Raw genomic sequence first — 20,767 nt, forward strand, 5'->3', positions numbered from 1 at the left:
TACTCCTACCCCCGGTTCGTCCCGGCGGATGAGGAGCCCGCCGTGCCCGCTTCATAGGGTTGCTACGGGCTGCGCGACCGAGGGGGTGGGGCCGGCCCTACCGCGGAGAGGGAGCCTTCCCCATCGCGGAGGTTCCCGGATCGGGTCAGGATGAAAGCCACGATCGGGAACCGAGATCGCCGATCGGACACGAAGGAGAACGACCGTGACAACGGCTGTATCGATTCCCAAGACCGGGGGCAGCGGAGGACATACGGCCGTCGCCGCCCGCGCACGCCAGGTCGTCAAGGCGTACGGCTCCGGTGAGACCCGGGTGGTCGCGCTGGACCATGTGGACGTGGACATCGCTCGCGGGCGGTTCACCGCGATCATGGGCCCGTCCGGCTCCGGCAAGTCGACCCTGATGCACTGCCTGGCGGGTCTGGACACCGTCAGCTCCGGACAGATCTTCATCGACGAGACCGAGATCACCGGGCTGAAGGACAAGAAGCTCACCAAGCTGCGCCGGGACCGGATCGGCTTCATCTTCCAGGCGTTCAACCTGCTGCCGACGCTCAGCGCGATCGAGAACATCACGCTGCCGATGGACATCGCGGGCCGTAAGCCCGAGCGGGCCTGGCTGGACCGGGTGGTGGAGACCGTCGGCCTGGTCGACCGGCTCAAGCACCGTCCCAGCCAGCTCTCCGGCGGTCAGCAGCAGCGCGTCGCGGTGGCCCGCGCGCTGGCCGCCCGCCCCGAGATCATCTTCGGTGACGAGCCGACCGGGAACCTGGACTCGCGGGCCGGCGCCGAGGTGCTGGGCTTCCTCAAGCGGTCCGTGGACGAGCTGGGCCAGACGATCGTGATGGTCACCCATGACCCGGTCGCCGCCTCCTACGCCAACCGTGTGCTGTACCTGGCCGATGGCCGGATCGTCGACGAGATGGACAACCCGACGGCCGATCTGGTGCTGGAGCGCATGAAGAGCTTTGACGCGCGTGGACGGGTGTCATGACCGTCCTGAAGACCTCGCTGCGCAACTTCGTCGCCCACAAGGGGCGGATGGCGCTGTCCGCGATCGCCGTGCTGCTGTCGGTGGCGTTCGTCTGCGGCACGCTCGTCTTCACCGACACCACCAACGCCACGTTCGACAAGCTCTTCGCGAGCACGGCCTCCGATGTGACGGTCAGCCCGAAGGGCGTCAGCGACAACGACACCCGGCAGGGCCGCATCCGTACCCTGCCCGGTGCGGAGCTGGCGCGGCTTCAGAAGGTCGACGGCGTGAAGTCGGTGACGGGCGACGCCACCAGCCAGTCGATCACCGTCGCGGACCGGAACGACAACAACATCGGCGCGGACTCCGGTGCCCCGACCATCGGCACCAACTGGGACCCGACCGAGAAGCGTTCGGTGAAGATCACCTCGGGCCATGCGCCGCGCGGCCCGACGGAGGTGATGGTCGACGCCGACACCGCCAAGAACAAGAAGCTGAAGCTGGGCGATGAGGTGCGGGTCATCGCCATCCCCGGCGAGTTCCGCGCGAAGATCGTCGGCATTGCCACCTTCCAGGTGACCAACCCGGGCGCCGCGTTCCTCTACACCGACACCGACACCGCGCAGCGCAAGCTGCTCGGGGCCGCCGGGGTGTACTCCAGCTACGCGGTCACCGCCCAGCCGGGCGTCAGCCACGACCAGCTGAAGAGGAGCGTCGTCGCCGACCTCGGCACCGGGGTCAAGGTGCAGACGAAGGCCGAGGCCAGCAAGGAGGCCGAGGACGACATCAGCTCCTTCCTGGACGTCATGAAGTACGCGATGCTCGGCTTCGCCGGGATCGCGGTCCTGGTCGGCATCTTCCTGATCGTCAACACCTTCTCGATGCTGGTCGCCCAGCGCACCCGGGAGATCGGCCTGATGCGCGCGATCGGCTCCAGCCGGCGGCAGATCAACAGGTCGGTGCTGATCGAGGCGCTGCTGCTGGGCGTCGTCGGCTCGATCCTCGGCGTGTTCGGCGGTATCGGTCTCGCGGTCGGCCTGATGAAGATCATGGGCAGTGCGGGGCTGCATCTGAGCACCGACCAGCTGACGGTGAAGCCCACCACGCCCGTCGTCGGCCTCGCCATCGGCATCGTTGTCACCGTCATCGCCGCGTACATCCCCGCCCGCCGGGCCGGGAAGATCTCCCCGATGGCGGCCCTGCGGGACGCGGGCACCCCGGCGGACATCAAGGCCGGACGGATTCGCGGCGCGATCGGCACCCTGCTCACCGCGGCCGGTGCGGCGGCCCTGGTGGTCGCGGGGAACGCGGACAAGGCGGCCGACGGCTCGATGTTCCTGGGCCTGGGCGTGGTGCTGACCCTCATCGGCTTCATCGTGATCGGGCCCCTGCTGGCCGGTCTGGTGGTCCGCGCGCTGGCCGCCGTCATCCTGCGGATCTTCGGCCCGGTCGGCCGGCTGGCCGAGCGCAACGCGCTGCGCAACCCGCGCCGCACCGGTGCCACCGGCGCGGCCCTGATGATCGGCCTCGCGCTGGTCGCGTGCCTGTCGGTGGTGGGCTCCTCCATGGTCGCCTCGGCCACCGATGAGCTGGACAAGTCGGTGGGCGCGGACTTCATCATCGGCTCCGACACGGGCCAGCCGATCACCCAGGGGATCGAGCGGGCGGCGCACCGGGCGAAGGGCCTGACGCACATCAGCGACGTCAAGATGATCGAGAAGGCCAGGCTCACGCTGCCGGACGGCAAGACGGTCACCAAGGACCTCTCGGCCGCCGACCCGACGTACGCGGAGGACCTGCGCACCCCGGTGGTCTCGGGCGACCTGTCCGCCGCGTACGGCCAGGACGCCATGTCGGTGCCGGAGGGCTTGGCCAAGGACCACAAGGTGAAGCCGGGCGACACCGTGACCGTCGCCTTCCGGGACGGCCGGACCGCCAAGCTCACCGTCGCCGCGATCACCTCGGACGACGTCACCCTCGACAAGGGCGCGTTGTACCTGAACATCACCACCGTCGAGCGCTACGTGCCCGCCAAGCTGATGCCGGCGGACAGCCTGATGCTGGCGCAGGCCAAGGACGGCCAGGAGGACGCGGCGTACGCCTCGCTCAAGGCGCAGCTGCACCACTACCCGTCGGTGACGGTGCGCGACCAGACCGATTACAAGAAGGAGGTCAAGGACCAGGTCGGTCAGCTGCTCAACCTGGTCTACGGGCTGCTGGCGCTCGCGATCATCGTGGCCGTCCTCGGGGTGGTGAACACCCTGGCCCTGTCGGTCGTCGAGCGGACCCGGGAGATCGGCCTGATGCGCGCCATCGGCCTCTCCCGCCGCCAGATGCGCCGCATGATCCGTCTGGAGTCCGTGGTGATCGCGCTCTTCGGCGCGCTGCTGGGCCTGGGGCTCGGCATGGGCTGGGGCGCCACGGCCCAGAAGCTGCTGGCGCTGGAGGGTCTGAAGACCCTGGAGATCCCGTGGCCGACGATCATCACGGTCTTCATCGGCTCCGCCGTGGTGGGTCTGGTCGCGGCGCTGATCCCGGCCTTCCGGGCGGCCCGGATGAACGTGCTGAACGCGATCGCGACGGAGTAGCGACCGGGGGCGGGGCGAGGGACGAGGTCTGCTGCCCCTCCACGGGGGAGGGGCAGCAGACCGGCCGGTCCGGTGCGCGGCGGGGGTGCGCACCGGACCGGCGCTGTCCGCTTTGGGCGGGGCCGATGAGTTTTGGGGCGCCCGCCGGTCTCAACAGGTGCAACCCATCACCACGCAGGGAGTTCACCATGACCGAGACCGCCAAGGGCGGCATCCGCTTCTCCGAGGTGGGACGGATCGTCGTCACCGTCACCGACCAGGACCGGGCACTGGACTTCTACGTCGGCACGCTCGGCTTCGACAAGCGCGCGGACATCCCGTTCGGCGATGGCCACCGCTGGATCGAGGTGGGCCCGGCGGGCGCCCCCACCGGGATCTCACTCGTCCTCCCGCGCGAGGGCGGCCGGCAGCCGGGCTACGAGACCGGCATCATCCTCACCTCCGAGGACATCGACGCCGATCACGCGGCCCTGCGCGCGCGTGGTGTCGACACCGACCCGGAGGTGCGGCGCTGGGGCGCCCCGGTGCCGCCGATGTTCGGCTTCCGGGACGTGGACGGCAATGTGCTGATGGTCGTCGGGAACGACTGACCGCACCGGTGCTGGTGTCGGCCACCGCTGGGGAGCCGGTCCGCGCACGGGGGCGGACCGGCTCTTCGGTGCGGTTGTTACGACGGGCGGTGACCGATGCGCGCGGCGCGGGCGCGGAGCAGCAGCGCGACCCAGCTGCGGTAGGGCTTCCAGCGGTCGGCGATCTGGGCCAGCCGGCGCGGGTCGCCTGAGCGGGACGCGCCGGAGCGGGGTGCGCCGGAGCGGGGTGCGCCGGAGCTGGGGGCGCCTGAGCCGGTGGCGCCGGAACTCGTGGCGGCGAGGCCGTACGCGTTCGCCATGGCCGCGTGCAGTCGCGGTTCGTGACGCGGGAAGACGTCGGGGTGCCCGGCGCCCCGGATGAGGATGAGCTCGGCGGAGAACGGGCCGATGCCGGGAAGGGTGCGCAGCGCCGCGAGGGCGTCGTCCACCGGCATCGCGCGCAGCTGTGCGGCGTCGAGCTCGCCGGCGTCGGCCGCCTCGGCCAGTGCGTGCAGCCGCTCGATCTTCACCTCGGTGAGGCCGGGGGCGCGGGTGATCGTGCGCAGGGCCGGTGGGGTGGGGAAGGCGTACAGGGTCCGGCCCTCGACCTGGACGCACCGTCCGTGCCGCTCGGCGAGACGGGCCTTGATGGCCGCGGCCTGGGTCATACGGATGCGGTGGCCGATGATCGCCCAGGCGGCGGCCTCGTAGGGCGAGTGGAAGCACACCGGCCGCAGCCCCGGATAGTCCGCCATGAGCCCGGCCACCACGGGGTCGGCGGCGGCGAGTCCGGGGAAGCCGCTCCCGTCGACGTCGAGGGAGAGAATCCGGGCGAGCTGCGCCCGAACGGCCTCGCCGGGCCCGGCGGCCCGGCCGAACCCGTCGCCGGTCCCGCCAGGTCCGGCCTCCCCGGCTTGGCCGGTCCCGTCCCTGCCGGGTCCGGAGCCGTCCGCCCGGCCGGTCCTGCTGGTTTCGCCGTACCTGTCGGACCCGCCCGTGTCACCGGCTTGGCCGAACCTGTCGGCTTGGCTGGTCCCGGCCTCGCCGGGCCCGGAGTCGTTCGCCCCGCCAATGCCACCGGGCCCACCAATGCCACCGGGCCCGCCGGGCCCGCCGGGCCCGCCGGGCCCGCCGAACGCGGCGGTCTCGCCGGGCCCGCCGAACGTGCCGGTCCTGCCGGCCCCACCGGACCAGCCGGGCCCCGAGCTCGTCAGGGAGTCGCCCAGGGGGCCGGGGCCAGGGCCGGGGCCGGGGTGCACGGTGAACTCGGCCCGGACCCTGCCCGCCGCTCCCCCCGCCGTCTCCTCCTGCCGCACCGCGACGGCCACCGTCGAGTGGCCGTCGTCGGCGGGGAAGGCCAGGCGGAGCACGCCGTCCGCCTCGCCCTGGTAGCTCGCCGGGGTGAAGTCCTCCAGGAAGCGCACGCTCGCCGCGAGCGAGAAGGGGCCGGACGGGGTGAGGACGACGGTGGTCACGATCAGCCTCCGTGCACGGTGAGGGCGTAGCCCTCGGGGCCGGTGAAGGTGAACGTGCGGCCGAAGGGGCTGTCCTGGGGCGGGCTGACGATGGGCACCCCGGCGGCGGCGAGCCGGTCGTGCAGCGCCTGGGCGTCCGTGGTGCGGAACCACAGGGCCACCCCGAGGCCGGGCCGCGCGATGGCGTCGAGATCCACACCCGGCAGCGGCTCGCGGACGGCGAACGCGATCGGCTCGGTGGCGAACACCACCGCACCGGGCGGCGAGGCCGGTGCCCGCCGCAGTCCGAGGTGGGTTTCGCAGAAGGCGGCCGCCGCCTCGACGTCGCGTACCTGGAGGGCGATGAAGTCGGGGCCGTCGATGGTGGTGGGCGCGGTGGTGGTCATGTACGGGTCCTCCTCGGTGTCAGGACTTTGACATTGTCGGACTGTACGCACGGCCCCTGCCTATGTCAAAATCCTGACATGGAAAGCCGGAAGTCCGTGCCCCTGCCGCACCCCGCCGAGGACGTCACCGAACACGTGGGATACCGCCTCAAACGCGCCGCCGCGGCGCTGCGCGGCGCCATGGACAAGGCGCTGCGCGAGCATGGTCTGACGGTGCCGCAGTACTCCTGCCTGGAACTCCTCGACCAGCGGCCCGGCCTGTCCAACGCCGAGCTCGCCCGCTCCACGTTCGTCACCCGGCAGTCCATGAACGTCGTCCTGCGTGGCCTCCAGGACGCGGACCTCATCTCCCGGCCCGCCACCACCGACCACGGCCGGGCCCTGCCCGCGCACCTCACCGCCCAGGGCCGTGAACGCCTCGACGCGGCCCGGTCCGCCGTCTACGCCATCGAGACCACGATGATCGACGCCCTCTCGCCACGGCGCCTGGCCGCCCTCCTCGCCGACCTCGACCGCATGGCGGAAGCCCTCGACGGCTGACCGGTGCGGCCGACCCGGCCTCAGTCGCGGGGGAGCAGGGTGCCCAGGGGGCCGAGGTCCAGGTTGAGGTCCTCCGGCGTCAGGCCGTGCTGGTCGCACAGCTCCGTCATGCGCTGGTCGAGCAGCATCAGCGTGGTGCCGATGCGCTCGATCTGGTCGTCGGTGAGGCCGCCCGCGTCGATACGGCGGATGGCCTGGCGTTCCATCAGCTGACGGAGGAGTTCGACGACCGTCAGGACGAGGGCCACGAGGTCGCGGCCGACCGCGTCACGGTCGATGTCCACGCGGGAGACGCGGGAGGCGGGGGAGACGCGGGAGGGGGACGGCTCGGTCATAGCGGGCCGCTGTCGGTCCACGGGGCCTGGACCCGTTCGTTGACCGAGGAGAGGAGGGCGTGCAGGGAGAGGCGGACGAGGGGGACCTCGGCGATCGCGATGACCAGGTCGCCGGTGATGACGACACCGGTGGCCAGCACCCGGTCCAGGAGGTCCACGAGGGGGACGCCGAGCGGTCCGAGGGCCTCGGCGGAGGTGGTTCCCCAGTCGGGGGCCTCTTCGCGGGCGGTGGCGGCGGGGGTCGTCTCCCACCGTGCCTTCGCCGGAGCGGCGTCCCAGGCTGCCCTGGTCATGGGGCCGTCCCTCCGTCGGCGATTCCTCCGTCGGCGAAGGAATAGGGCGCCCACGGGCCGGAGAGCTCGATCTGGACGTCCGTCTCGTCGCGGCGCAACGACGCGAGGGCGGCGTGCAGTTCGCGCTCCCGGCCCAGGTCGAGGAGGTAGGCCGCGTTCAGCACATGGGTACGGTGGGCCCCCGTCACCTCGACGCCGTGCGGGCGCAGTCGGCGCGCGGCCACGGCGAGGCCCCGGACGACGGCGTCCACCCGTTCGGCGGCCCGCAGCGCCAGGGTGTGGCGCTGTTCGCGGTTCCGTTGCCGGGTGCGGACGCGGTCCAGGTAGGCCCGGCCGCTGCCGGGGCCGACCGCCGAAGCGGTCTCCGAAGAGGTCTCCGAAGCGGCCTCGGAAGCGGTCTGCGGGGCGGGTGGCGGTCCTGTGGGAGCGTAGACCTTGACGCCCCATTCGGCCCGGCCCGCGATCCGGTCGAGCGCGCTCAGGAAGGACGTCTCCCGCTCGCCCAGCGCCTCGCGGACCCGGCCGTCGTCGAGGTAGAGCGTGGCCAGCGGCAGCGGAACGGTGGGCGCGAGCGCCGCCGCCGCCGTGATCACCGCGTGGTGGGCGCGGGCACAGCGCTCCAGCTCATCGCGGTCGGCCAGCCGCTGCCGCAGCGCCGCCTCGCCGAACCCGGCCGCCGGTACGTCCTGGACCACGGCGGTGAGCGGGCCCGCCGCGAGCGTACGGACGGGGGCGCCGGTGCCGGGCCCGGGGAGTCCGGGAAGTTCGGGGAGTCCGGGAAGTTCCGCCAACACGTCCAACGCGTCCAACGCGTCCAACGCGGTGCCGGGAAGGTCGCCGCCGCGGCAGACCGCGAAGGCGTAGACGAGAGCGGGGGGTTCGGGCGGGGTCATGCGCCGCCGCCCTTCTCGGCGGCCGCGGCGCCGATCGCGCTCCGCTCATCGGGGTCCATGCGCGACTCCAACGCGTGGAGGCGTTCGCGCAGCTGGGCGTTCTCCTGGGCGAGGGCGTCGCGGGCGGCGCGCGAGGAGAGGGCGGGATCGGTTTCCCACCAGTCGATGCCGGCCCTGCGGGCGGTGTCCACGGAGGAGACGAACAACCGCAGCCGGATGGTGAGCAGTTCGATGTCCAGCAGGTCGATCTTGATGTCCCCGGCGATCACGATGCCCTTGTCCAGTACCCGCTCCAGCACCTCGGCGAGGTCGCAGGAGCGCGGGCCGGTGATGGGGGGCGGGGGCTGGACCAGGTCGCGTTCAGTCACGGCGTCTCACCCTTGTCGTTCCTCCGCGGACTTCTGGTTCCGAGCGTTCCAGCAGGTCCAGCAGCCGGTCCTCCTCCCGGTCGAACTCCTCGGGGCCGATCGCCCCCGACTCCAGGGCCTCGTTCAGCGCGGCGAGCCGGGCGCGTACCACCGACGGATGGCACAGCTCCTCCTCCGCGACGTCCCTGACGCGCTCCGCGACCCACACCACCCCCCGCACCGGCGCCAGCGGGAAGAGCACGACCTGGCTGAGCACGCCCATGTCAGGCCCGGCCTTCCGCGAAGCTGTAGCAGGGCAGCGGTCCGGTGAGCCGCAGCTCGACCCGGTCGCGGTGGCCGGCCGCCAAGCGCTCCACCGCGCCGTGGAACCGCCGCTCCGCGCGCCGGTCCAGCAGGAAGGAGACGTTGAGCACGCAGCCCTCGACCTCCGGGCCGTACGCCTTGGCCTCCGCCACGGTGGACAGTTCCGCGAGCACCGCGGCCGCGGCGGCCGCCGCTCTGCGCCGCAGCCCGCGCGCCACGGCCTCGCCGAGCCGCACGCTGGCCTCGTAGCCAGGAGCCCTGCGCGCGGCCGTGCGCAACCGGCTCACCTCGGGGTCCTCCCGTACCAGCGAGCCCAGATCGGCCTCGGTGGGCAGCGCCTTGAGGTTCATCTCGACCCGCCCGTCGACGCGTTCGAGCGCGGCCAGGCAGTCGTTCCGCGAGGACAGCAGCTGCCGCCGCACCGACTCCTCGTCAGGCGCGACCATCCCGAAGCGCATCGGCAGCACCGGCCCGTCCCTCCCCAGCGCCAGCGCCAGGTCCTGGTGGGCGAGGAGGTCGCGCCGCTTGGCGCGCAGCCGGGCGGGAGCGTCGCTGATCACCGCCGCCAGCGCACCGGCCCGGAGGGTACGGACCGGGGCGGGCCGCTCGCCGACCCCGGTGCGGCCGGGCGGCACCGGGTGGTCGGCGCGGACGACGCCGTAGACGTACACGCTCCGGGGCGCGGTCATGGCTCAGTCCTCCTCGGAACGGCGGCGGGTGCGGGCGGTGGTGGCGGTGCGCCGCCGGGGGCGGCTCTCCCGCTCCTCGGCTTCCTCGTCCTCGTACGCGTCCTCGTCCTCGCTCTCGCCCTCGTCATCGACCCCGACGGCCCTTTTGACCTTCTCCCCGACGCCGCCCACCGCCTTCTTGGCCTTCTTCTTGGCGAGACCGGTGGCCATCCCCCCGGCCGCGCTCCCGCCACCCGACATGCCGCCCAGCAGTTCGGGAACGGTTTTGCTGCGGTCGAATTCGAGGTCCAGGCGGTTGCAGGCTTCGGCGAAGCGGAGGTAGGTGTCCACGCTGGCGACCACGATGCGGGCGTCAATCTTCAGGATCTCGATGCCCACGAGGGAGACCCGGATGAAGACGTCGATCACCATGCCGCGGTCGAGGATGAGTTCCAGGGCGTCGTAGAGGGTGCCGGTCCGCTGAATGCAGACGACTTCTTCGGTGTACGTGCCAGCGGGCATGTCGGGGCGTCCTTTCGGCAGTCGTCTCGGCGTCGGCTCAGCGGTCGGCTCAGCAGTCGGCTGAGCGGTCGGCTGAGCATCGGCTCGACGTCGGCTCAGCAGTCGTCGGCCGCGCCGCGCCGGTAGCGGCGGACCCTCCGGTACTCCTGGAGTTCGCCCCGCTGGTCGATGTGCACCTCGTAGGTGGCCAGCAGGCTGGTGGTGTCGGGAATCCGGGCGACCTCCAGGACGTCCACGCTGACGACCCAGCCGTCCTCATTGCGGGTCACACCGCAGACGCCCTCGGGCTCATGGACGATCAGTGAGGCGAGCTGTTCGCACGCGTGCCGGGCGGCCTCCTCCGGCCTGGGCGGCCGCGGCCGGGGGCTCGTCTTGGTGGGCGACGGGCGCCGTTCTCGCTCTGCCATGTGCATCAGTGTGGCCACATGGCAGGTGCGCCCGCCTGTTGTGAGCGGCCGGACGAGGCAAGCCCGCCGGCCTCCCCGGGCTCGCTCGCCCCTTAGACCCCCTTGGCCCCCTTGGCTTCGTCTCGCTCCTCCGTGCTCAGCGAGGACCACAGCCGCTCGCTCGCGCAGTGCATGTGGTCCGCCAAGCCGACAACGCACAACCGGCCTTCGCCCCGTGGCACCGGCCGCTGCCGGTCACCGAGCGCCTGGGCCGCGAGATCCTGACTCTCCCGTTCCACCAGCACCTCACGGAGACGGACGCCGGGCGCGTCGCCGACGAGCTCCGGGCCGTCCTCGCCGCGGGGGCGGCCGATGACCGCCCGGCCGCGGCGGCTGCTGACGGTGTGCCTGGGGAACCACTGCCGCTCACCGCTCGCCGCGCTCATCCTCGGCGAACTCGGCGGCCCGGCCGTAGAGGTCCACTCGGCCGGCACGCAAGTGGGTCGGCCGCCCGGCGCACGCGCAGATGGCGATCAGACGGACATGACCGGGCCCTGACCGGATCAGCCGCCGGTCGCGGCGGACAGGAGCACGTCCACGAGCCTGTCCGCCGCGTCCGGCCGTCCGTGCGTCCGAGCAGCCTCCGCCATCCCCGCGCGCCGCGCCGGGTCGGTCAGCAGCGGCCCGAGGGCGTTCTGCAGCCGGGCCGCAGTGACCTCTCCCTCCAGCGCGACGGCGGCGCCCGCCTCCTCGAGGTGCCGGGCATTGTGCGCCTGCTCGTTCCCCGCCGAGGACGCGAGCGGTACGAACACGGCCGGCTTCCCGAGGGCGGTGAGCTCCGCGAGGGTGCCGGCGCCGCTGCGGGAGACCACGACGTCAGCGAGGGCCAGGACGTCGGGGAGTTCCGGGCCGACGAACCCGGTGAGGTAGTACCGGCCGGCGAGCTGCGGCGGGAGGCCGGCCGCGGTCGCACGGAGCGCATCGACGTTCGCCGGTCCGCACTGGTGCACGACGTTGGCGCGCTCCAGAAGCCACGGGAGGGCTTCCCGCACGACATTGTTGATCTGCTGGGCGCCCTGCGCGCCGCCGGTCACGTACAGCGTCGGGAGCCGCCGGTCGAAGCCGGTCAGCCCGAGCGTGGTGACGGCCTTCTCCGCATGGCCGGTCAGCACTTCCGGGCGGACCGGGTTCCCGGTGACGACGGCCGCGGACCGTACGGCCTCCGGGAGGAGCGGCAACGTCGACTCCGACGACACGGCGATGCGCGCCGCCGAGCCGGCCAACTTCCGGTTCGCCAGCCCGAGCCGCACGGTCTGCTCGTGCAGCACGAGCGGACGCTTGCACATCCGTGCCGCCAGCCCGGCCGGGACGGCGACGTACCCGCCGGTCGCCAGCACGACGTTCGGCCGGAAGCCCGACACGATCTTGCGGGCCTGGGCGACCCCGAGCGGCACCCGCGCCATGTCCTTGACGTTCGCCGGGGACACCATCTTGAGCGGGTTCGCCGACCGGCGGATCTTGCCCGTTGCGACCGTTGTGAAGGCGATGCCCTCGGCGGGCGCGATGCGGGCCTCCAGCCCGTCGGGCGTGCCGATCCAGAGGACATCGAGCGCGCGGCCGTCGGCCGCCAGCCGGGCCTGCAAGGTGCGGACCGCGGTGAGCGCGGGGTAGGTGTGGCCGCCGGTACCTCCCCCCGTGACGATGAGACGGAAGGTGGTCGGCAGACGGGAAGGTTCATTCACCCAGCGCAGCCTACTGGCTACCGTAGGCACTCTCCTTCACCCGGTCGCCGTGCTGCCCTTGGCCCCCTTGGCCTCGTCTCGCTCCTCCGTGCTCAGCGAGGACCACAGCCGCTCGCTCGCGCAGTGCATGTGGTCTGCCATGGCCCGCTCGGCGGCCTCGGGGTCGTGGTCGCGGATGGCCTGAAGGATCGCGGCGTGTTCCTTGAGGGTGCCGGCCACCGTGCCCTCGATGTCTCCCGCGCGCTCCATCCAGACCTGGAGGAGTGAGCGGATGCTGTGCAGGATGTCGCTGAGTACGGAGTTGCGGGCGATGGTCGCCGTTTCCAGGTGGAAGGCTATGTCGGCGTCGATGAACGCCTTGACGTCGCTGCCCGCCTCGCGCATGTGCTCCAGATGGGCTTCGAGGCGTGCTATGTCCGCGGGTTCGGCGCGCTCGGCGGCGAGGCGGGCGGACATGCCCTCCATGAAGGTGCGCACCTCGACCAGGTCGTGGGTGCGGCGCTGACCGAGCATCAGGCCCCAGTTGATGGCGCGGGGCAGGAACTCCGAGGTGCCGGCCCGGACGTATGAGCCGGAGCCGGGGCGGATCTCGATGATGCCCAGGACGTCGAGGGCGGACAGCGCGCCGCGGACGCTGGAGCGGGCCACGTTCAGCGCCTCGGCGAGCTGGCGCTCCGCGGGGAGCCGGGTGCCGGGCTGGAGGTGGCCTTCGGAGAGGTGGTCCAGCAGCCGCTTGGCCACCTCGCTCACCGACGACTCGCGGACGACGGGGCGCAGCAGGGCGGTGAAGTTCGGCTGCTCGGACTCAGCGCTCACGTGGCGTTCCCCTTAGCGGTCTGGGCTGGACTCACCAGTACATCACCCCTGGCGGGAGGGGAAGTCCCCGGCCACTGATTAAGCGTTCGGCGGGGTTCTGTCAAGAGGCCTTTGGCCTGCGATAAAAGCGATGCTCATCACTTTGGTTAATTGGTGACCAATTTTCGATGTGTGACTAGCGTGAGGCGCACTCCACCGGACAACGCTGTCCCGCCCAGTGAGGAGCCGCCATGGGCACCCCTGCCGTCACCCCGGTCGCGACGGACGTCGAGAGATCGGCGATCAAGAAGGTCGCGGTCCGTCTCGTCCCGTTCGTCGCCCTGATGTTCTTCGTGAACTTCCTCGACCGGACCGCCGTCTCCTTCGCGGAGCCCAATGGCATGGGCGAGGACCTGGGGCTCAGCGCGGCTCAGTTCGGGCTGGCCTCGGGCGTCTTCTTCATCGGCTACATCCTGCTGGAAGTGCCCAGCAACATGGCGCTGCACCGGTTCGGTGCCCGCCGCTGGCTGGCCCGGATCATGGTCACCTGGGGAATCGTTTCTCTTGCTTTCACCTGGGTGAACTCCACCGAGCAGCTGTATGGGCTGCGCTTCCTGCTGGGTGTCGCCGAGGCCGGGTTCTTCCCCGGCGCGATCCTCTTCCTCAGCCAGTGGGTGCCGGCCCGCCACCGCACCCGGATCCTGGCGCTGTTCTACCTGGCCCAGCCGCTCACCACGGTGATCGGGGCGCCGCTGGCCGGACTGCTGATCAACCAGCACGGCGCGTTCCTCGGCCTCGAGGGCTGGCGCTTCATGTTCCTCGGCGTCTCGGTGCCCGCGATCCTGCTCGGCGTCATCGCCTGGTTCTACCTGATCGACCGCCCGGCCGACGCCACGTGGCTCACCGCCGCGGAGAAGGACTGGCTGACCGGCGAGCTGGCGCGGGAGAACGACGAGAAGACGGCCGGCCACGGCGGGCGCGAGGGGATCAAGGCGGCGTTCGCCAGCGGCCGGGTGTGGGTCCTGTCCCTCATCTACTTCGGCTTCATCTACGGCCTGTACGCCCTGGCGTTCTTCCTGCCCACCATCATCAGCGGTTTCGAGGACGAGTTCGGGACCCACTTCAGCGTGATGGACAAGGGGCTGATCACCGCCATCCCCTATCTGCCCGCCGCGATCGTCCTGTTCTTCTGGTCCCGGCACGCCACCCGGCACGGGGTACGCGCCTGGCATGTGGCCGGACCCGCGGTGGTCGGCGGCGTGAGCATCCCGCTGGCCCTGTCCATGGGCTCGCCGACCGCGACCGTCGCGGTGATCACCGTCACCGCCTGCTCGATCTTCGCGGCGCTGCCCGCCTTCTGGTCGCTGCCCTCCCGGTTCCTCACCGGAGGCGCCGCGGCCGCCGGTATCGCCCTGATCAACACGGCCGGGAACGTCGCGGGCTTCGCCGCCGGCTACATCACCGGCTGGCTGCACGACCTCAGCGGCTCCTACTACCTGCCGCTCTTCCTCGTCGGCGGCTTCATGGTCCTGTCCGCCGTCCTGATGGCCTGCCTCGCCGCCCGCCGCGGGCCCACGGCCCCCGCCCCCGAACAGGAGCTGATCACCGCCGGGCACTGACCCCTCGCCCGCGACCAACCCCTCCGCGACGCCCCAGCCCCAGCCCCAGCCCCAGCGCAGAGCGCCTGCGACGCACGCCCCCCCGCGCAACGAACACCCCGCAGCCCCGGGAGACCGCCAGCCATGACACGACTCTTCAACAACCCAGCCGCCTTCGCGGACGAGGCCCTGGAAGGCTTCGTCGCCGCCCACCGGCGCCTGGTCCGGCGCGTCCCCGGCGGTGTCGCCCGCGCCGCCGCCACCGCCCCCGGTCAGGTGGCCGTGGTCGTCGGCGGCGGTTCGGGCCACTACCCGGCCTTCTCCGGCCTGGTGGGGCCGGGCCTGGCGCACGGTGCCGCGGTCGGCAACGTCTTCGCCTCGCCCTCGGCCCAGCAGGTGGCCCAGGTGGCCAAGGCGGCGCAGGCCGGCGGCGGGGTGCTGCTGGCGTTCGGCAACTACGCGGGCGACGTGCTGCACTTCGGCCAGGCCGCGGAGCGCCTCACCGCCGAGGGCATCCCCTGCGCGACGCTCGCCGTGACCGACGACGTCTCCAGCGCCGCCGCCGGGGAGTCGGAGAAGCGGCGCGGGGTCGCGGGCGATCTCGCGGTGTTCAAGACCGCCGCCGCGGCCGCCGAGGCGGGGCTGCCCCTGGCCGAGGTGGTCCGCCTCGCCGAGCTGGCCAACGCCCGGACCCGTTCGTTCGGCATCGCCTTCTCCGGCTGCACCCTGCCCGGCGCGGACGCCCCGCTGTTCACCGTCCCCGACGGCCGGATGGCGGTGGGCCTGGGCATCCACGGTGAGCCGGGGCTCGCCGAGCGCCCGGTGCCCAGCGCCGACGAGGCCGCCGAACTGCTCGTCTCCACCCTGCTCGGCGAACTGCCGGAGGGCGTGGACAGCCCGCGCGGACAGCGCGCGGGCGTGATCCTCAACGGTCTGGGCTCGGTCAAGTACGAGGAGCTGTTCGTCGTCTACCGCCAGGTGGCCCGGCTGCTCGCCGAGGCGGGCGTGGAAACCGTCGACCCCGAGGTGGGCGAGCTGGTCACCAGCTTCGACATGGCGGGCGTCTCGCTCACCCTCTTCTGGCTCACCGATGAGCTGGAGCCGCTGTGGACGGCCCCGGCCGACGCCCCCGCCTACCGCAAGGGGACGGTCGCCCCGGCCGTCACCACCGCCGAGCCGCTCGCGGACGCGGACCTCGCCGAGGAGCCCGCCGTCCCCGAGGCGAGCGAGCCCTCCCGCGCCGCGGCCCGCACCGCCCTGGCGGCGCTGGAGGCCATCGAGACGACCATCCGGGCGCACGCCGAGGAACTCGGCCGCATCGACGCCGTCGCCGGCGACGGCGACCACGGCATCGGCATGCGGCGCGGCTCCGAGGCCGCGCACGTGGCCGCCCGCCAGGCCCTGGAGCGGGGCGCGGGCGCCGGCACCCTGCTGCACCACGCCGCCGACGCCTGGGCCGACCGGGCCGGCGGCACCTCCGGGGCGCTGTGGGGGGTCATCCTGCGGGCGCTCGGCACGGCCCTCGGCGACACCGAACGGCCCGACGCGCACGCGGTCAGCGTCGGCGTGGACGCCGCCGCCGACGGGGTGATGCGACTGGGCAAGGCGGAGACCGGCGACAAGACGATGGTCGACGCCCTGGTGCCGTTCGCCGACGCGCTGAGCGAGGCCGTCGGCCAGGGGGCGCCGCTGACCGCCGCCTGGGACACCGCGGCCACCGCCGCCGACGCCGCCGCCAAGGCCACCGCCGAACTCCTGCCCCGGCTGGGCCGCGCCCGGCCGCACGCCGAGAAGTCCCTGGGCACCCCGGACGCGGGCGCGGTGTCCCTCGCCCTGATCGTCCGCGCTGTGCACGGCGCCCTCGCCGCGTGCCCCGCCGAACCCACCGCCTGAACCACGTCCCCGAGCCCCTTGGGAAGAAAGGCTGAGATGAACGACAAGCTCCGCATCGTCGTCGGATCCGATGACGCCGGATACGACTACAAGGAGGTTCTGAAGAAGGACCTGGAGGCCAGCGAGCTCGTGGCGTCCGTCACCGACGTGGGCGTGGACGCCGACGGGCACACCGCCTACCCGAAGATCGCGATCGCCGCCGCCGAACTGGTGGCCAAGGGCGAGGCCGACCGGGCGCTGCTGGTGTGCGGCACCGGACTCGGCGTCGCCATCGCCGCCAACAAGGTCAAGGGCATCCGGGCGGTCACCGCCCACGACAGCTTCTCCGTCGAACGCGCCATCCTCAGCAACAACGCCCAGGTGCTCACCTTCGGCCAGCGCGTCGTGGGCCTGGAGCTGGCCCGCCGCCTCGCCAAGGAGTGGCTCACCTACCGCTTCGACACCTCCTCGGCCTCGGCCGCCAAGGTCGAGCTGATGTGCGCCTACGAAGACGAGGGCACGGCCGCCTGATGTCAGCCCCAGCCCCTTCCGGTCCCGCCGTCACCATCGGCGTCAGTCTGAAGATGTACTTCGGGCACCACCAGACGCTCAACTGGTGCCGTCGTATCGCGGCCATCGCCGAACGGCACCCGGCCGTCACCGGCGGCCTCGTGGAGACGTTCGTCCTGCCCTCCTTCCCGACGCTGGTCCCGGCCGCCGGACTGCTCGCCGGGACCGGGGTCCGGATCGGCGCCCAGGACCTGAGCGCCGAGGAGCCCGGCGCGCTCACCGGCGAGGTGAGCGGCGCCCAGCTCAAGGAGATCGGCTGCGGCTACGCCGAGGTGGGCCACGCCGAGCGGCGCCGCCTGTTCCACGAGGACGAGACGGTCGTCGCGGCCAAGACCGCCGCCGCGCTGCGCCACGGCCTCACCCCCGTGCTGTGCGTCGGCGAGCCGGAGCGCACCGACGCCGGCCGGGCGGCCGAACGCTGCGCCGCCGAGGTGGAGTCCGCGCTCGCCGTGGCCGGCCGGGCCGGGCTGCTCGGCTCGCTGATCGTCGCGTACGAGCCGCAGTGGGCCATCGGGGCCCCCGAGCCCGCCTCGCCCGAGCACATCCGCGCCGTGTGCACCGCACTGAGCGCCCGGCTGGCGGAGCGGCCGGAACTCGCGGGCAGCCGGGTCGTCTACGGCGGCAGCGCCGGACCGGGCCTGCTCACCCGGCTCGGCCCCGAGGTCGGCGGGCTCTTCCTGGGCCGCTTCGCCCATGACCCGGGCGCGTTCGAGACGATCCTGGACGAGGCGGCGGCCCTGCACGGGACGACCGTGCACGGGACGACCGTGGCGGGGGTGGCGTGAGATGGCCCTCGGACTGAGCACCTACGCCTTCTTCTGGCAGATCTCCGCGAAGGCACCCCGGCCGCTGACGGTGGAGGACATGCTCCGGCGCACCCATGACCTGGGCGTCGGCCTCTTCCAGATCTGCGACTACCCGCTGATCGAGACCTTCTCCGACGAGCGGCTCGCCGAGGTGCGGGCCACCGCCGACTCCCTCGGCATCCGGCTGGAGCTGGGCACCCGTGGCGTCCGCCCCGGCCACCTGCGGACGTACCTGGACCTGGCGGAGAAGCTGGGCGCGACCTTCGTGCGCTCCATGCTGAACACGAACGACCACCGGCCGACCGTCCCCGAGGCGGTCGAGCTGCTGCGAGAGGCGGTGCCCGGCTACGCCGAACGCGGGGTCACCCTCGGCCTGGAGACCTACGAACAGGTCTCGACCGACGACCTGCTGGCCGTGGTCACCGCCGTCGACAGCCCGCACCTGGGCGTCTGCCTGGACCCGGGCAACAGCGTGGCCCGCCTGGAGCGGCCGGCCGACGTCATCGACCGCACCGCCCCGCACGTGGTCAACATCCACGTCAAGGACTTCGCCTTCACCCGCCGGGACGGCTGGGTCGGCTTCACCTTCGCCGGCTGCCCGCTCGGCGAGGGGCTGCTCGACTACGACCGCGTGATCGCCGCGGTCCGCCCGGAGGAGAAGGGCGTCAACCAGATCGTGGAGCACTGGCTCCCGTGGCAGGGCGGTTTCGAGGAGACCGCCCGGCTCGAAGACCAGTGGACTCAAGCCAGTGTCCGCACCCTGAACAAGCTGATGAGGAGCACCTGATGGCCACCCCCGCCACAGAGACCACGACCGTCGCCGTTATCGGCGCCGCAGGAAAGATGGGCCTGCGCGTCTCGGCGAACCTGGAGAAGAGCGACTTCCGCGTCCTGTTCAGCGAGAACTCCCCCAAGGGCCAGGAAGTCCTCGCCGAGCTGGGCCGCGAGGTCATCGACTCTGCCAAGGCGGCGGCCGAGGCCGACGTGGTCATCCTCGCCGTCCCCGACCGCGTCCTCGGCGCGGTGTCCGAGGCGCTGGTCCCGGTCATGAAGCCCGGCTCGGTCGTCCTCACCCTGGACCCGGCCGCCGCCTACGCGGGCCTGCTCGCCCGGCGCGACGACGTCGCCAACGCCTGTGCGCACCCCTGCCACCCGTCGGTCTTCCTGGAGCGCACCACCAAGGAGGAGTGGGCCGACACCTTCGGCGGCATCGCCGCGCCGCAGGAGGTCGTCGCGGCGTTCGAGTCCGAGGACGCGGCGGCGCGCGAGCTGACCGAGACCGTGATCCGCACCATGTACGCGCCGGTCGTGGACGTCCACTGGGTGACCGTCAAGCAGCTGGCCGTGCTGGAGCCCACCCTCGTCGAGACCATCGCCTGCATGGTCGGCGCGCTGCTGACCGAGGCCCTGCACGAGACCGTCCACACGGTGGGCGTCCCGGAGTCCGCCGCCCGCGCGATGCTCCTGGGCCACACCCAGGTCGCCCTCGCCAACACCCTCAAGGGCGACAACCCGTTCTCCGACGCCTGCCTGATCGCGATGGACTACGGCCGGGAGTCGATCGTGCGGGACGACTGGAAGAAGGTCTTCCAGGACGACGAGCTCGACAAGGTCATCACCCGGATGCTCAAGATCAAGGAAATCCGCCGCGCAGCGTGACGCCGTCGCGTTACGCAGTTCGCGGTTACGCCCCCGGCCCCGGTGCGCTCACGGGGGAGCGCACCGGGACCAGGGGCGATGCTCTTAGCCGGCGGTGAGGCGATCGAACGCGCCCGCCTTGACGGCGCGTATGAAGCCGCCGAACGTGGCGGGGGTAGTGGCGAGGACGACCTCCGGCTCGTCGCTCTCCCGCAGCCGTACGGTGTGGTGTTCCCCGGTGGCGACGTAGACGCAGTTCCCCGCGTTGCCGCTGAACGACGACTTCTGCCAGTTGTAGGTGAGCACGCGGGCTCCTTACGGACTACGGACTGAGGTGGTCGAACTCACCGGTCTTGGTGGCCCGTATGAAAGCGCGGAACGTGGTGGGGGTGAAGGTCACGGTGACGTCAGGCGCATCGCTCTCGCGTAGTTTGACCCTGCCGTCGTGGTCGGTGGCGACGTAGATGCAGTTACCGGCGGTCCCGCTGTAGGAAGACTTCCGCCAGTCGTGATTGAACACGTTCGTTTCTCCTGTCAGATGTTCCGTTGGATGTTGTGGATCAAGTCGCGAGATGGTGCGGGTTCGAGAGCGCTCTCTTCCAGTCGGTCCAACACGGCGCGATATCTGATCAGTTGCGGTTGGGCGTCTACGAACTCGGAGCGGGTGTCCGTGTCGAGCTGGACGGTATCCAGAAGCGGGACTTCGCCGCTGACGTAGATGATGCCGGATCCCGAGCTGGGGTAACTCCCGCTGCCGAAGGGAATCAACCGCACGCTGATGTGTTCGCGCTCGCTCATCGTGAGCAGGTGTTCCAGCTGAGCACGAGCCACTTTCGGGCCGCCGAAACCCATACGCAGGGCGGCCTCGTGGATGATCGCCGACAGTGGCGTCGGGTGCTTGCCGTAGATCACGGACTGGCGCTTGATCCGAAAGGAGACCTGGTGCTCGACCTCTGGGGGATCATAGGGCGGCACCACGTCCCGGAACAGAGCTCGGGCGTGCTCCGCGGTCTGAAGCAGGCCAGGCAGATGGATCGCTGAGGCGATGCGGATGGATTGTGCGTGGTGTTCGAGTTCGGCCAAGTCCAACCCATCAGCGGAAAGAATCCCTCGGTACTCCTCCCACCAGCCGCGCGTACGTCCGCCGGTCATCCCGGTCAGCGCGTCGATGAGTGCTTTGTCGGTGCACTCGTACAGGCGCGCCAGCGTTCGTACCCGCTCCGCGCTGACGGGATAGCCGCCGGACTCGATATTGCTGATCCTCGACTGCGTGGTGCCGTGGAGCTGACCGGCTTGCGTAGCTGACAGTTCCGCATGCTCGCGCAGGCGGCGCAGCTCCGCGCCCAGGCGACGTTGCCGGATGGTTGGCGGGAGCTTACTCGGAGGCATTGCCGTCCTCTCGTGATTCGCACACGGTTTGCAGCCTTCGCCCGTTCAGGGGGTTAAG

At 71.9% G+C, this 20,767-nt stretch carries 27 protein-coding genes; 11 read left to right on the forward strand and 16 right to left on the reverse strand.

The window, feature by feature from the left end:
- The first annotated feature begins 205 nt into the window (after positions 1–205).
- The 3 genes from PS467_RS25705 (at position 206) to PS467_RS25715 (ending at position 4,151) form a co-directional block, all read left to right on the forward strand.
- Positions 206–994 (forward strand): ABC transporter ATP-binding protein, encoded by a 789-nt coding sequence (locus PS467_RS25705; protein ID WP_311037220.1) that lies wholly within the window; start codon positions 206–208, stop codon positions 992–994.
- A complete protein-coding gene (locus PS467_RS25710; RefSeq protein ID WP_311037221.1) occupies positions 991–3,561 on the forward strand; it encodes an ABC transporter permease in 2,571 nt (856 codons plus the stop codon). The genes PS467_RS25705 and PS467_RS25710 overlap by 4 nt, the downstream gene beginning before the upstream one ends.
- A gap of 188 nt (positions 3,562–3,749) precedes the next feature.
- A complete protein-coding gene (locus PS467_RS25715; protein ID WP_311037222.1) occupies positions 3,750–4,151 on the forward strand; it encodes a VOC family protein in 402 nt (133 codons plus the stop codon).
- Positions 4,152–4,228: 77 nt separating this feature from the next.
- Here PS467_RS25715 and PS467_RS42170 read toward each other — a convergent pair whose 3' ends face one another.
- The gene (locus PS467_RS42170; RefSeq protein ID WP_432280629.1) at positions 4,229–5,605 is read right to left on the reverse strand and encodes a DNA-3-methyladenine glycosylase family protein; all 1,377 of its coding nucleotides are present in this window, start codon (positions 5,603–5,605) and stop codon (positions 4,229–4,231) included.
- A gap of 2 nt (positions 5,606–5,607) precedes the next feature.
- A complete protein-coding gene (locus PS467_RS25730) occupies positions 5,608–5,991 on the reverse strand; it encodes a VOC family protein (protein ID WP_311037223.1) in 384 nt (127 codons plus the stop codon).
- A 78-nt stretch (positions 5,992–6,069) separates the two neighbouring features.
- On the opposite strand from PS467_RS25730, the gene PS467_RS25735 reads away from it, so the two are divergent.
- Entirely contained in the window at positions 6,070–6,531 is a 462-nt protein-coding gene (locus PS467_RS25735; protein ID WP_268974051.1) for a MarR family winged helix-turn-helix transcriptional regulator, read from the forward strand.
- 20 nt (positions 6,532–6,551) lie between these two features.
- Here the strand turns inward: PS467_RS25735 and PS467_RS25740 are convergent, their stop codons facing one another.
- From PS467_RS25740 to PS467_RS25780, 9 genes are all read right to left on the reverse strand, one after another.
- A complete protein-coding gene (locus PS467_RS25740) occupies positions 6,552–6,866 on the reverse strand; it encodes a gas vesicle protein K (RefSeq protein ID WP_311037224.1) in 315 nt (104 codons plus the stop codon).
- A complete protein-coding gene (locus PS467_RS42175) occupies positions 6,863–7,159 on the reverse strand; it encodes a gas vesicle protein (protein WP_432280630.1) in 297 nt (98 codons plus the stop codon). The genes PS467_RS25740 and PS467_RS42175 overlap by 4 nt, the downstream gene beginning before the upstream one ends.
- Positions 7,156–8,052 carry a GvpL/GvpF family gas vesicle protein gene (locus PS467_RS25750; protein ID WP_311037225.1) on the reverse strand — a complete coding sequence of 299 codons (897 nt, stop codon included), beginning with the start codon at positions 8,050–8,052 and terminating at the stop codon, positions 7,156–7,158. The genes PS467_RS42175 and PS467_RS25750 overlap by 4 nt, the downstream gene beginning before the upstream one ends.
- The gene (locus tag PS467_RS25755; RefSeq protein WP_311037226.1) at positions 8,049–8,420 is read right to left on the reverse strand and encodes a gas vesicle protein; all 372 of its coding nucleotides are present in this window, start codon (positions 8,418–8,420) and stop codon (positions 8,049–8,051) included. Before PS467_RS25755 ends, PS467_RS25750 begins: the two co-directional genes overlap by 4 nt.
- A complete protein-coding gene (locus PS467_RS25760; RefSeq protein WP_268974056.1) occupies positions 8,413–8,682 on the reverse strand; it encodes a gas vesicle protein GvpG in 270 nt (89 codons plus the stop codon). The genes PS467_RS25755 and PS467_RS25760 overlap by 8 nt, the downstream gene beginning before the upstream one ends.
- Before the next feature lies 1 nt (position 8,683).
- On the reverse strand, positions 8,684–9,412 hold the full coding sequence (locus PS467_RS25765; protein ID WP_311037227.1) for a GvpL/GvpF family gas vesicle protein: 729 nt from the start codon (positions 9,410–9,412) through the stop codon (positions 8,684–8,686).
- 3 nt (positions 9,413–9,415) lie between these two features.
- Positions 9,416–9,913 carry a gas vesicle protein GvpJ gene (gvpJ, locus tag PS467_RS25770; RefSeq protein WP_311037228.1) on the reverse strand — a complete coding sequence of 166 codons (498 nt, stop codon included), beginning with the start codon at positions 9,911–9,913 and terminating at the stop codon, positions 9,416–9,418.
- A gap of 95 nt (positions 9,914–10,008) precedes the next feature.
- The gene (gene gvpO / locus PS467_RS25775; protein ID WP_268974059.1) at positions 10,009–10,320 is read right to left on the reverse strand and encodes a gas vesicle protein GvpO; all 312 of its coding nucleotides are present in this window, start codon (positions 10,318–10,320) and stop codon (positions 10,009–10,011) included.
- A gap of 92 nt (positions 10,321–10,412) precedes the next feature.
- Positions 10,413–10,745, reverse strand: a complete 333-nt coding sequence (locus PS467_RS25780) for a hypothetical protein (protein ID WP_311037229.1) — start codon at positions 10,743–10,745, stop codon at positions 10,413–10,415.
- On the opposite strand from PS467_RS25780, the gene PS467_RS42180 reads away from it, so the two are divergent.
- Positions 10,672–10,857 carry an arsenate-mycothiol transferase ArsC gene (locus PS467_RS42180; RefSeq protein WP_432280631.1) on the forward strand — a complete coding sequence of 62 codons (186 nt, stop codon included), beginning with the start codon at positions 10,672–10,674 and terminating at the stop codon, positions 10,855–10,857. The two genes, PS467_RS25780 and PS467_RS42180, sit on opposite strands and share 74 nt — an antisense overlap.
- A 5-nt stretch (positions 10,858–10,862) precedes the next feature.
- On the opposite strand, the gene PS467_RS25785 is transcribed toward PS467_RS42180, so the two are convergent.
- Complete coding sequence (locus PS467_RS25785; protein WP_311037230.1) at positions 10,863–12,041, reverse strand: UDP-N-acetylglucosamine--N-acetylmuramyl-(pentapeptide) pyrophosphoryl-undecaprenol N-acetylglucosamine transferase; 1,179 nt, start codon at positions 12,039–12,041, stop codon at positions 10,863–10,865.
- A gap of 36 nt (positions 12,042–12,077) precedes the next feature.
- Entirely contained in the window at positions 12,078–12,857 is a 780-nt protein-coding gene (locus tag PS467_RS25790; protein WP_311037231.1) for a FadR/GntR family transcriptional regulator, read from the reverse strand.
- Positions 12,858–13,087: 230 nt separating this feature from the next.
- On the opposite strand from PS467_RS25790, the gene PS467_RS25795 reads away from it, so the two are divergent.
- The 6 genes from PS467_RS25795 (at position 13,088) to PS467_RS25820 (ending at position 19,341) form a co-directional block, all read left to right on the forward strand.
- Entirely contained in the window at positions 13,088–14,455 is a 1,368-nt protein-coding gene (locus PS467_RS25795) for an MFS transporter (protein ID WP_311037232.1), read from the forward strand.
- Positions 14,456–14,578: 123 nt separating this feature from the next.
- Positions 14,579–16,327 (forward strand): dihydroxyacetone kinase family protein, encoded by a 1,749-nt coding sequence (locus tag PS467_RS25800; RefSeq protein ID WP_311037233.1) that lies wholly within the window; start codon positions 14,579–14,581, stop codon positions 16,325–16,327.
- Positions 16,328–16,363: 36 nt separating this feature from the next.
- Positions 16,364–16,837 (forward strand): ribose-5-phosphate isomerase, encoded by a 474-nt coding sequence (locus PS467_RS25805; protein ID WP_268974065.1) that lies wholly within the window; start codon positions 16,364–16,366, stop codon positions 16,835–16,837.
- Positions 16,837–17,661, forward strand: coding sequence for a triose-phosphate isomerase family protein (locus PS467_RS25810; protein ID WP_311037234.1), 825 nt, complete (start codon positions 16,837–16,839; stop codon positions 17,659–17,661). The genes PS467_RS25805 and PS467_RS25810 overlap by 1 nt, the downstream gene beginning before the upstream one ends.
- Before the next feature lies 1 nt (position 17,662).
- The gene (locus PS467_RS25815) at positions 17,663–18,469 is read left to right on the forward strand and encodes a sugar phosphate isomerase/epimerase family protein (protein ID WP_311037235.1); all 807 of its coding nucleotides are present in this window, start codon (positions 17,663–17,665) and stop codon (positions 18,467–18,469) included.
- On the forward strand, positions 18,469–19,341 hold the full coding sequence (locus PS467_RS25820; RefSeq protein ID WP_268974068.1) for a phosphogluconate dehydrogenase C-terminal domain-containing protein: 873 nt from the start codon (positions 18,469–18,471) through the stop codon (positions 19,339–19,341). Before PS467_RS25815 ends, PS467_RS25820 begins: the two co-directional genes overlap by 1 nt.
- Before the next feature lie 84 nt (positions 19,342–19,425).
- On the opposite strand, the gene PS467_RS25825 is transcribed toward PS467_RS25820, so the two are convergent.
- The 3 genes from PS467_RS25825 to PS467_RS25835 are packed head-to-tail and all read right to left on the reverse strand — an operon-like array spanning position 19,426 to position 20,709.
- Entirely contained in the window at positions 19,426–19,626 is a 201-nt protein-coding gene (locus tag PS467_RS25825) for a DUF397 domain-containing protein (RefSeq protein ID WP_311037236.1), read from the reverse strand.
- A gap of 16 nt (positions 19,627–19,642) precedes the next feature.
- Positions 19,643–19,840 (reverse strand): DUF397 domain-containing protein, encoded by a 198-nt coding sequence (locus tag PS467_RS25830; RefSeq protein WP_311037237.1) that lies wholly within the window; start codon positions 19,838–19,840, stop codon positions 19,643–19,645.
- Between the two features lie 14 nt (positions 19,841–19,854).
- Positions 19,855–20,709 carry a helix-turn-helix domain-containing protein gene (locus PS467_RS25835; RefSeq protein ID WP_311037238.1) on the reverse strand — a complete coding sequence of 285 codons (855 nt, stop codon included), beginning with the start codon at positions 20,707–20,709 and terminating at the stop codon, positions 19,855–19,857.
- Between the last annotated feature and the right edge of the window lie 58 nt (positions 20,710–20,767).

The sequence above is a fragment of the Streptomyces luomodiensis genome (genome assembly GCF_031679605.1).
Classification (GTDB): Bacteria; Actinomycetota; Actinomycetes; order Streptomycetales; family Streptomycetaceae; genus Streptomyces; species Streptomyces luomodiensis.

Excerpts from the sequence above, each read along its gene's own strand:
- PS467_RS42175 (WP_432280630.1), bottom strand. The coding sequence starts at position 7,159 with ATGACCAGGGCAGCCTGGGACGCCGCTCCGGCGAAGGCACGGTGGGAG.
- gvpJ (WP_311037228.1), bottom strand. The coding sequence starts at position 9,913 with ATGCCCGCTGGCACGTACACCGAAGAAGTCGTCTGCATTCAGCGGACC.
- PS467_RS25765 (WP_311037227.1), bottom strand. The coding sequence starts at position 9,412 with ATGACCGCGCCCCGGAGCGTGTACGTCTACGGCGTCGTCCGCGCCGAC.
- PS467_RS25810 (WP_311037234.1), top strand. The coding sequence starts at position 16,837 with ATGTCAGCCCCAGCCCCTTCCGGTCCCGCCGTCACCATCGGCGTCAGT.
- PS467_RS25760 (WP_268974056.1), bottom strand. The coding sequence starts at position 8,682 with ATGGGCGTGCTCAGCCAGGTCGTGCTCTTCCCGCTGGCGCCGGTGCGG.
- PS467_RS25820 (WP_268974068.1), top strand. The coding sequence starts at position 18,469 with ATGGCCACCCCCGCCACAGAGACCACGACCGTCGCCGTTATCGGCGCC.
- PS467_RS25805 (WP_268974065.1), top strand. The coding sequence starts at position 16,364 with ATGAACGACAAGCTCCGCATCGTCGTCGGATCCGATGACGCCGGATAC.
- gvpO (WP_268974059.1), bottom strand. The coding sequence starts at position 10,320 with ATGGCAGAGCGAGAACGGCGCCCGTCGCCCACCAAGACGAGCCCCCGG.
- PS467_RS42180 (WP_432280631.1), top strand. The coding sequence starts at position 10,672 with ATGACCGCCCGGCCGCGGCGGCTGCTGACGGTGTGCCTGGGGAACCAC.
- PS467_RS25715 (WP_311037222.1), top strand. The coding sequence starts at position 3,750 with ATGACCGAGACCGCCAAGGGCGGCATCCGCTTCTCCGAGGTGGGACGG.
- PS467_RS25735 (WP_268974051.1), top strand. The coding sequence starts at position 6,070 with ATGGAAAGCCGGAAGTCCGTGCCCCTGCCGCACCCCGCCGAGGACGTC.
- PS467_RS25835 (WP_311037238.1), bottom strand. The coding sequence starts at position 20,709 with ATGCCTCCGAGTAAGCTCCCGCCAACCATCCGGCAACGTCGCCTGGGC.
- PS467_RS25730 (WP_311037223.1), bottom strand. The coding sequence starts at position 5,991 with ATGACCACCACCGCGCCCACCACCATCGACGGCCCCGACTTCATCGCC.
- PS467_RS25795 (WP_311037232.1), top strand. The coding sequence starts at position 13,088 with ATGGGCACCCCTGCCGTCACCCCGGTCGCGACGGACGTCGAGAGATCG.
- PS467_RS25710 (WP_311037221.1), top strand. The coding sequence starts at position 991 with ATGACCGTCCTGAAGACCTCGCTGCGCAACTTCGTCGCCCACAAGGGG.
- PS467_RS25815 (WP_311037235.1), top strand. The coding sequence starts at position 17,663 with ATGGCCCTCGGACTGAGCACCTACGCCTTCTTCTGGCAGATCTCCGCG.
- PS467_RS25780 (WP_311037229.1), bottom strand. The coding sequence starts at position 10,745 with ATGAGCGCGGCGAGCGGTGAGCGGCAGTGGTTCCCCAGGCACACCGTC.
- PS467_RS25750 (WP_311037225.1), bottom strand. The coding sequence starts at position 8,052 with ATGACCCCGCCCGAACCCCCCGCTCTCGTCTACGCCTTCGCGGTCTGC.
- PS467_RS25800 (WP_311037233.1), top strand. The coding sequence starts at position 14,579 with ATGACACGACTCTTCAACAACCCAGCCGCCTTCGCGGACGAGGCCCTG.
- PS467_RS25740 (WP_311037224.1), bottom strand. The coding sequence starts at position 6,866 with ATGACCGAGCCGTCCCCCTCCCGCGTCTCCCCCGCCTCCCGCGTCTCC.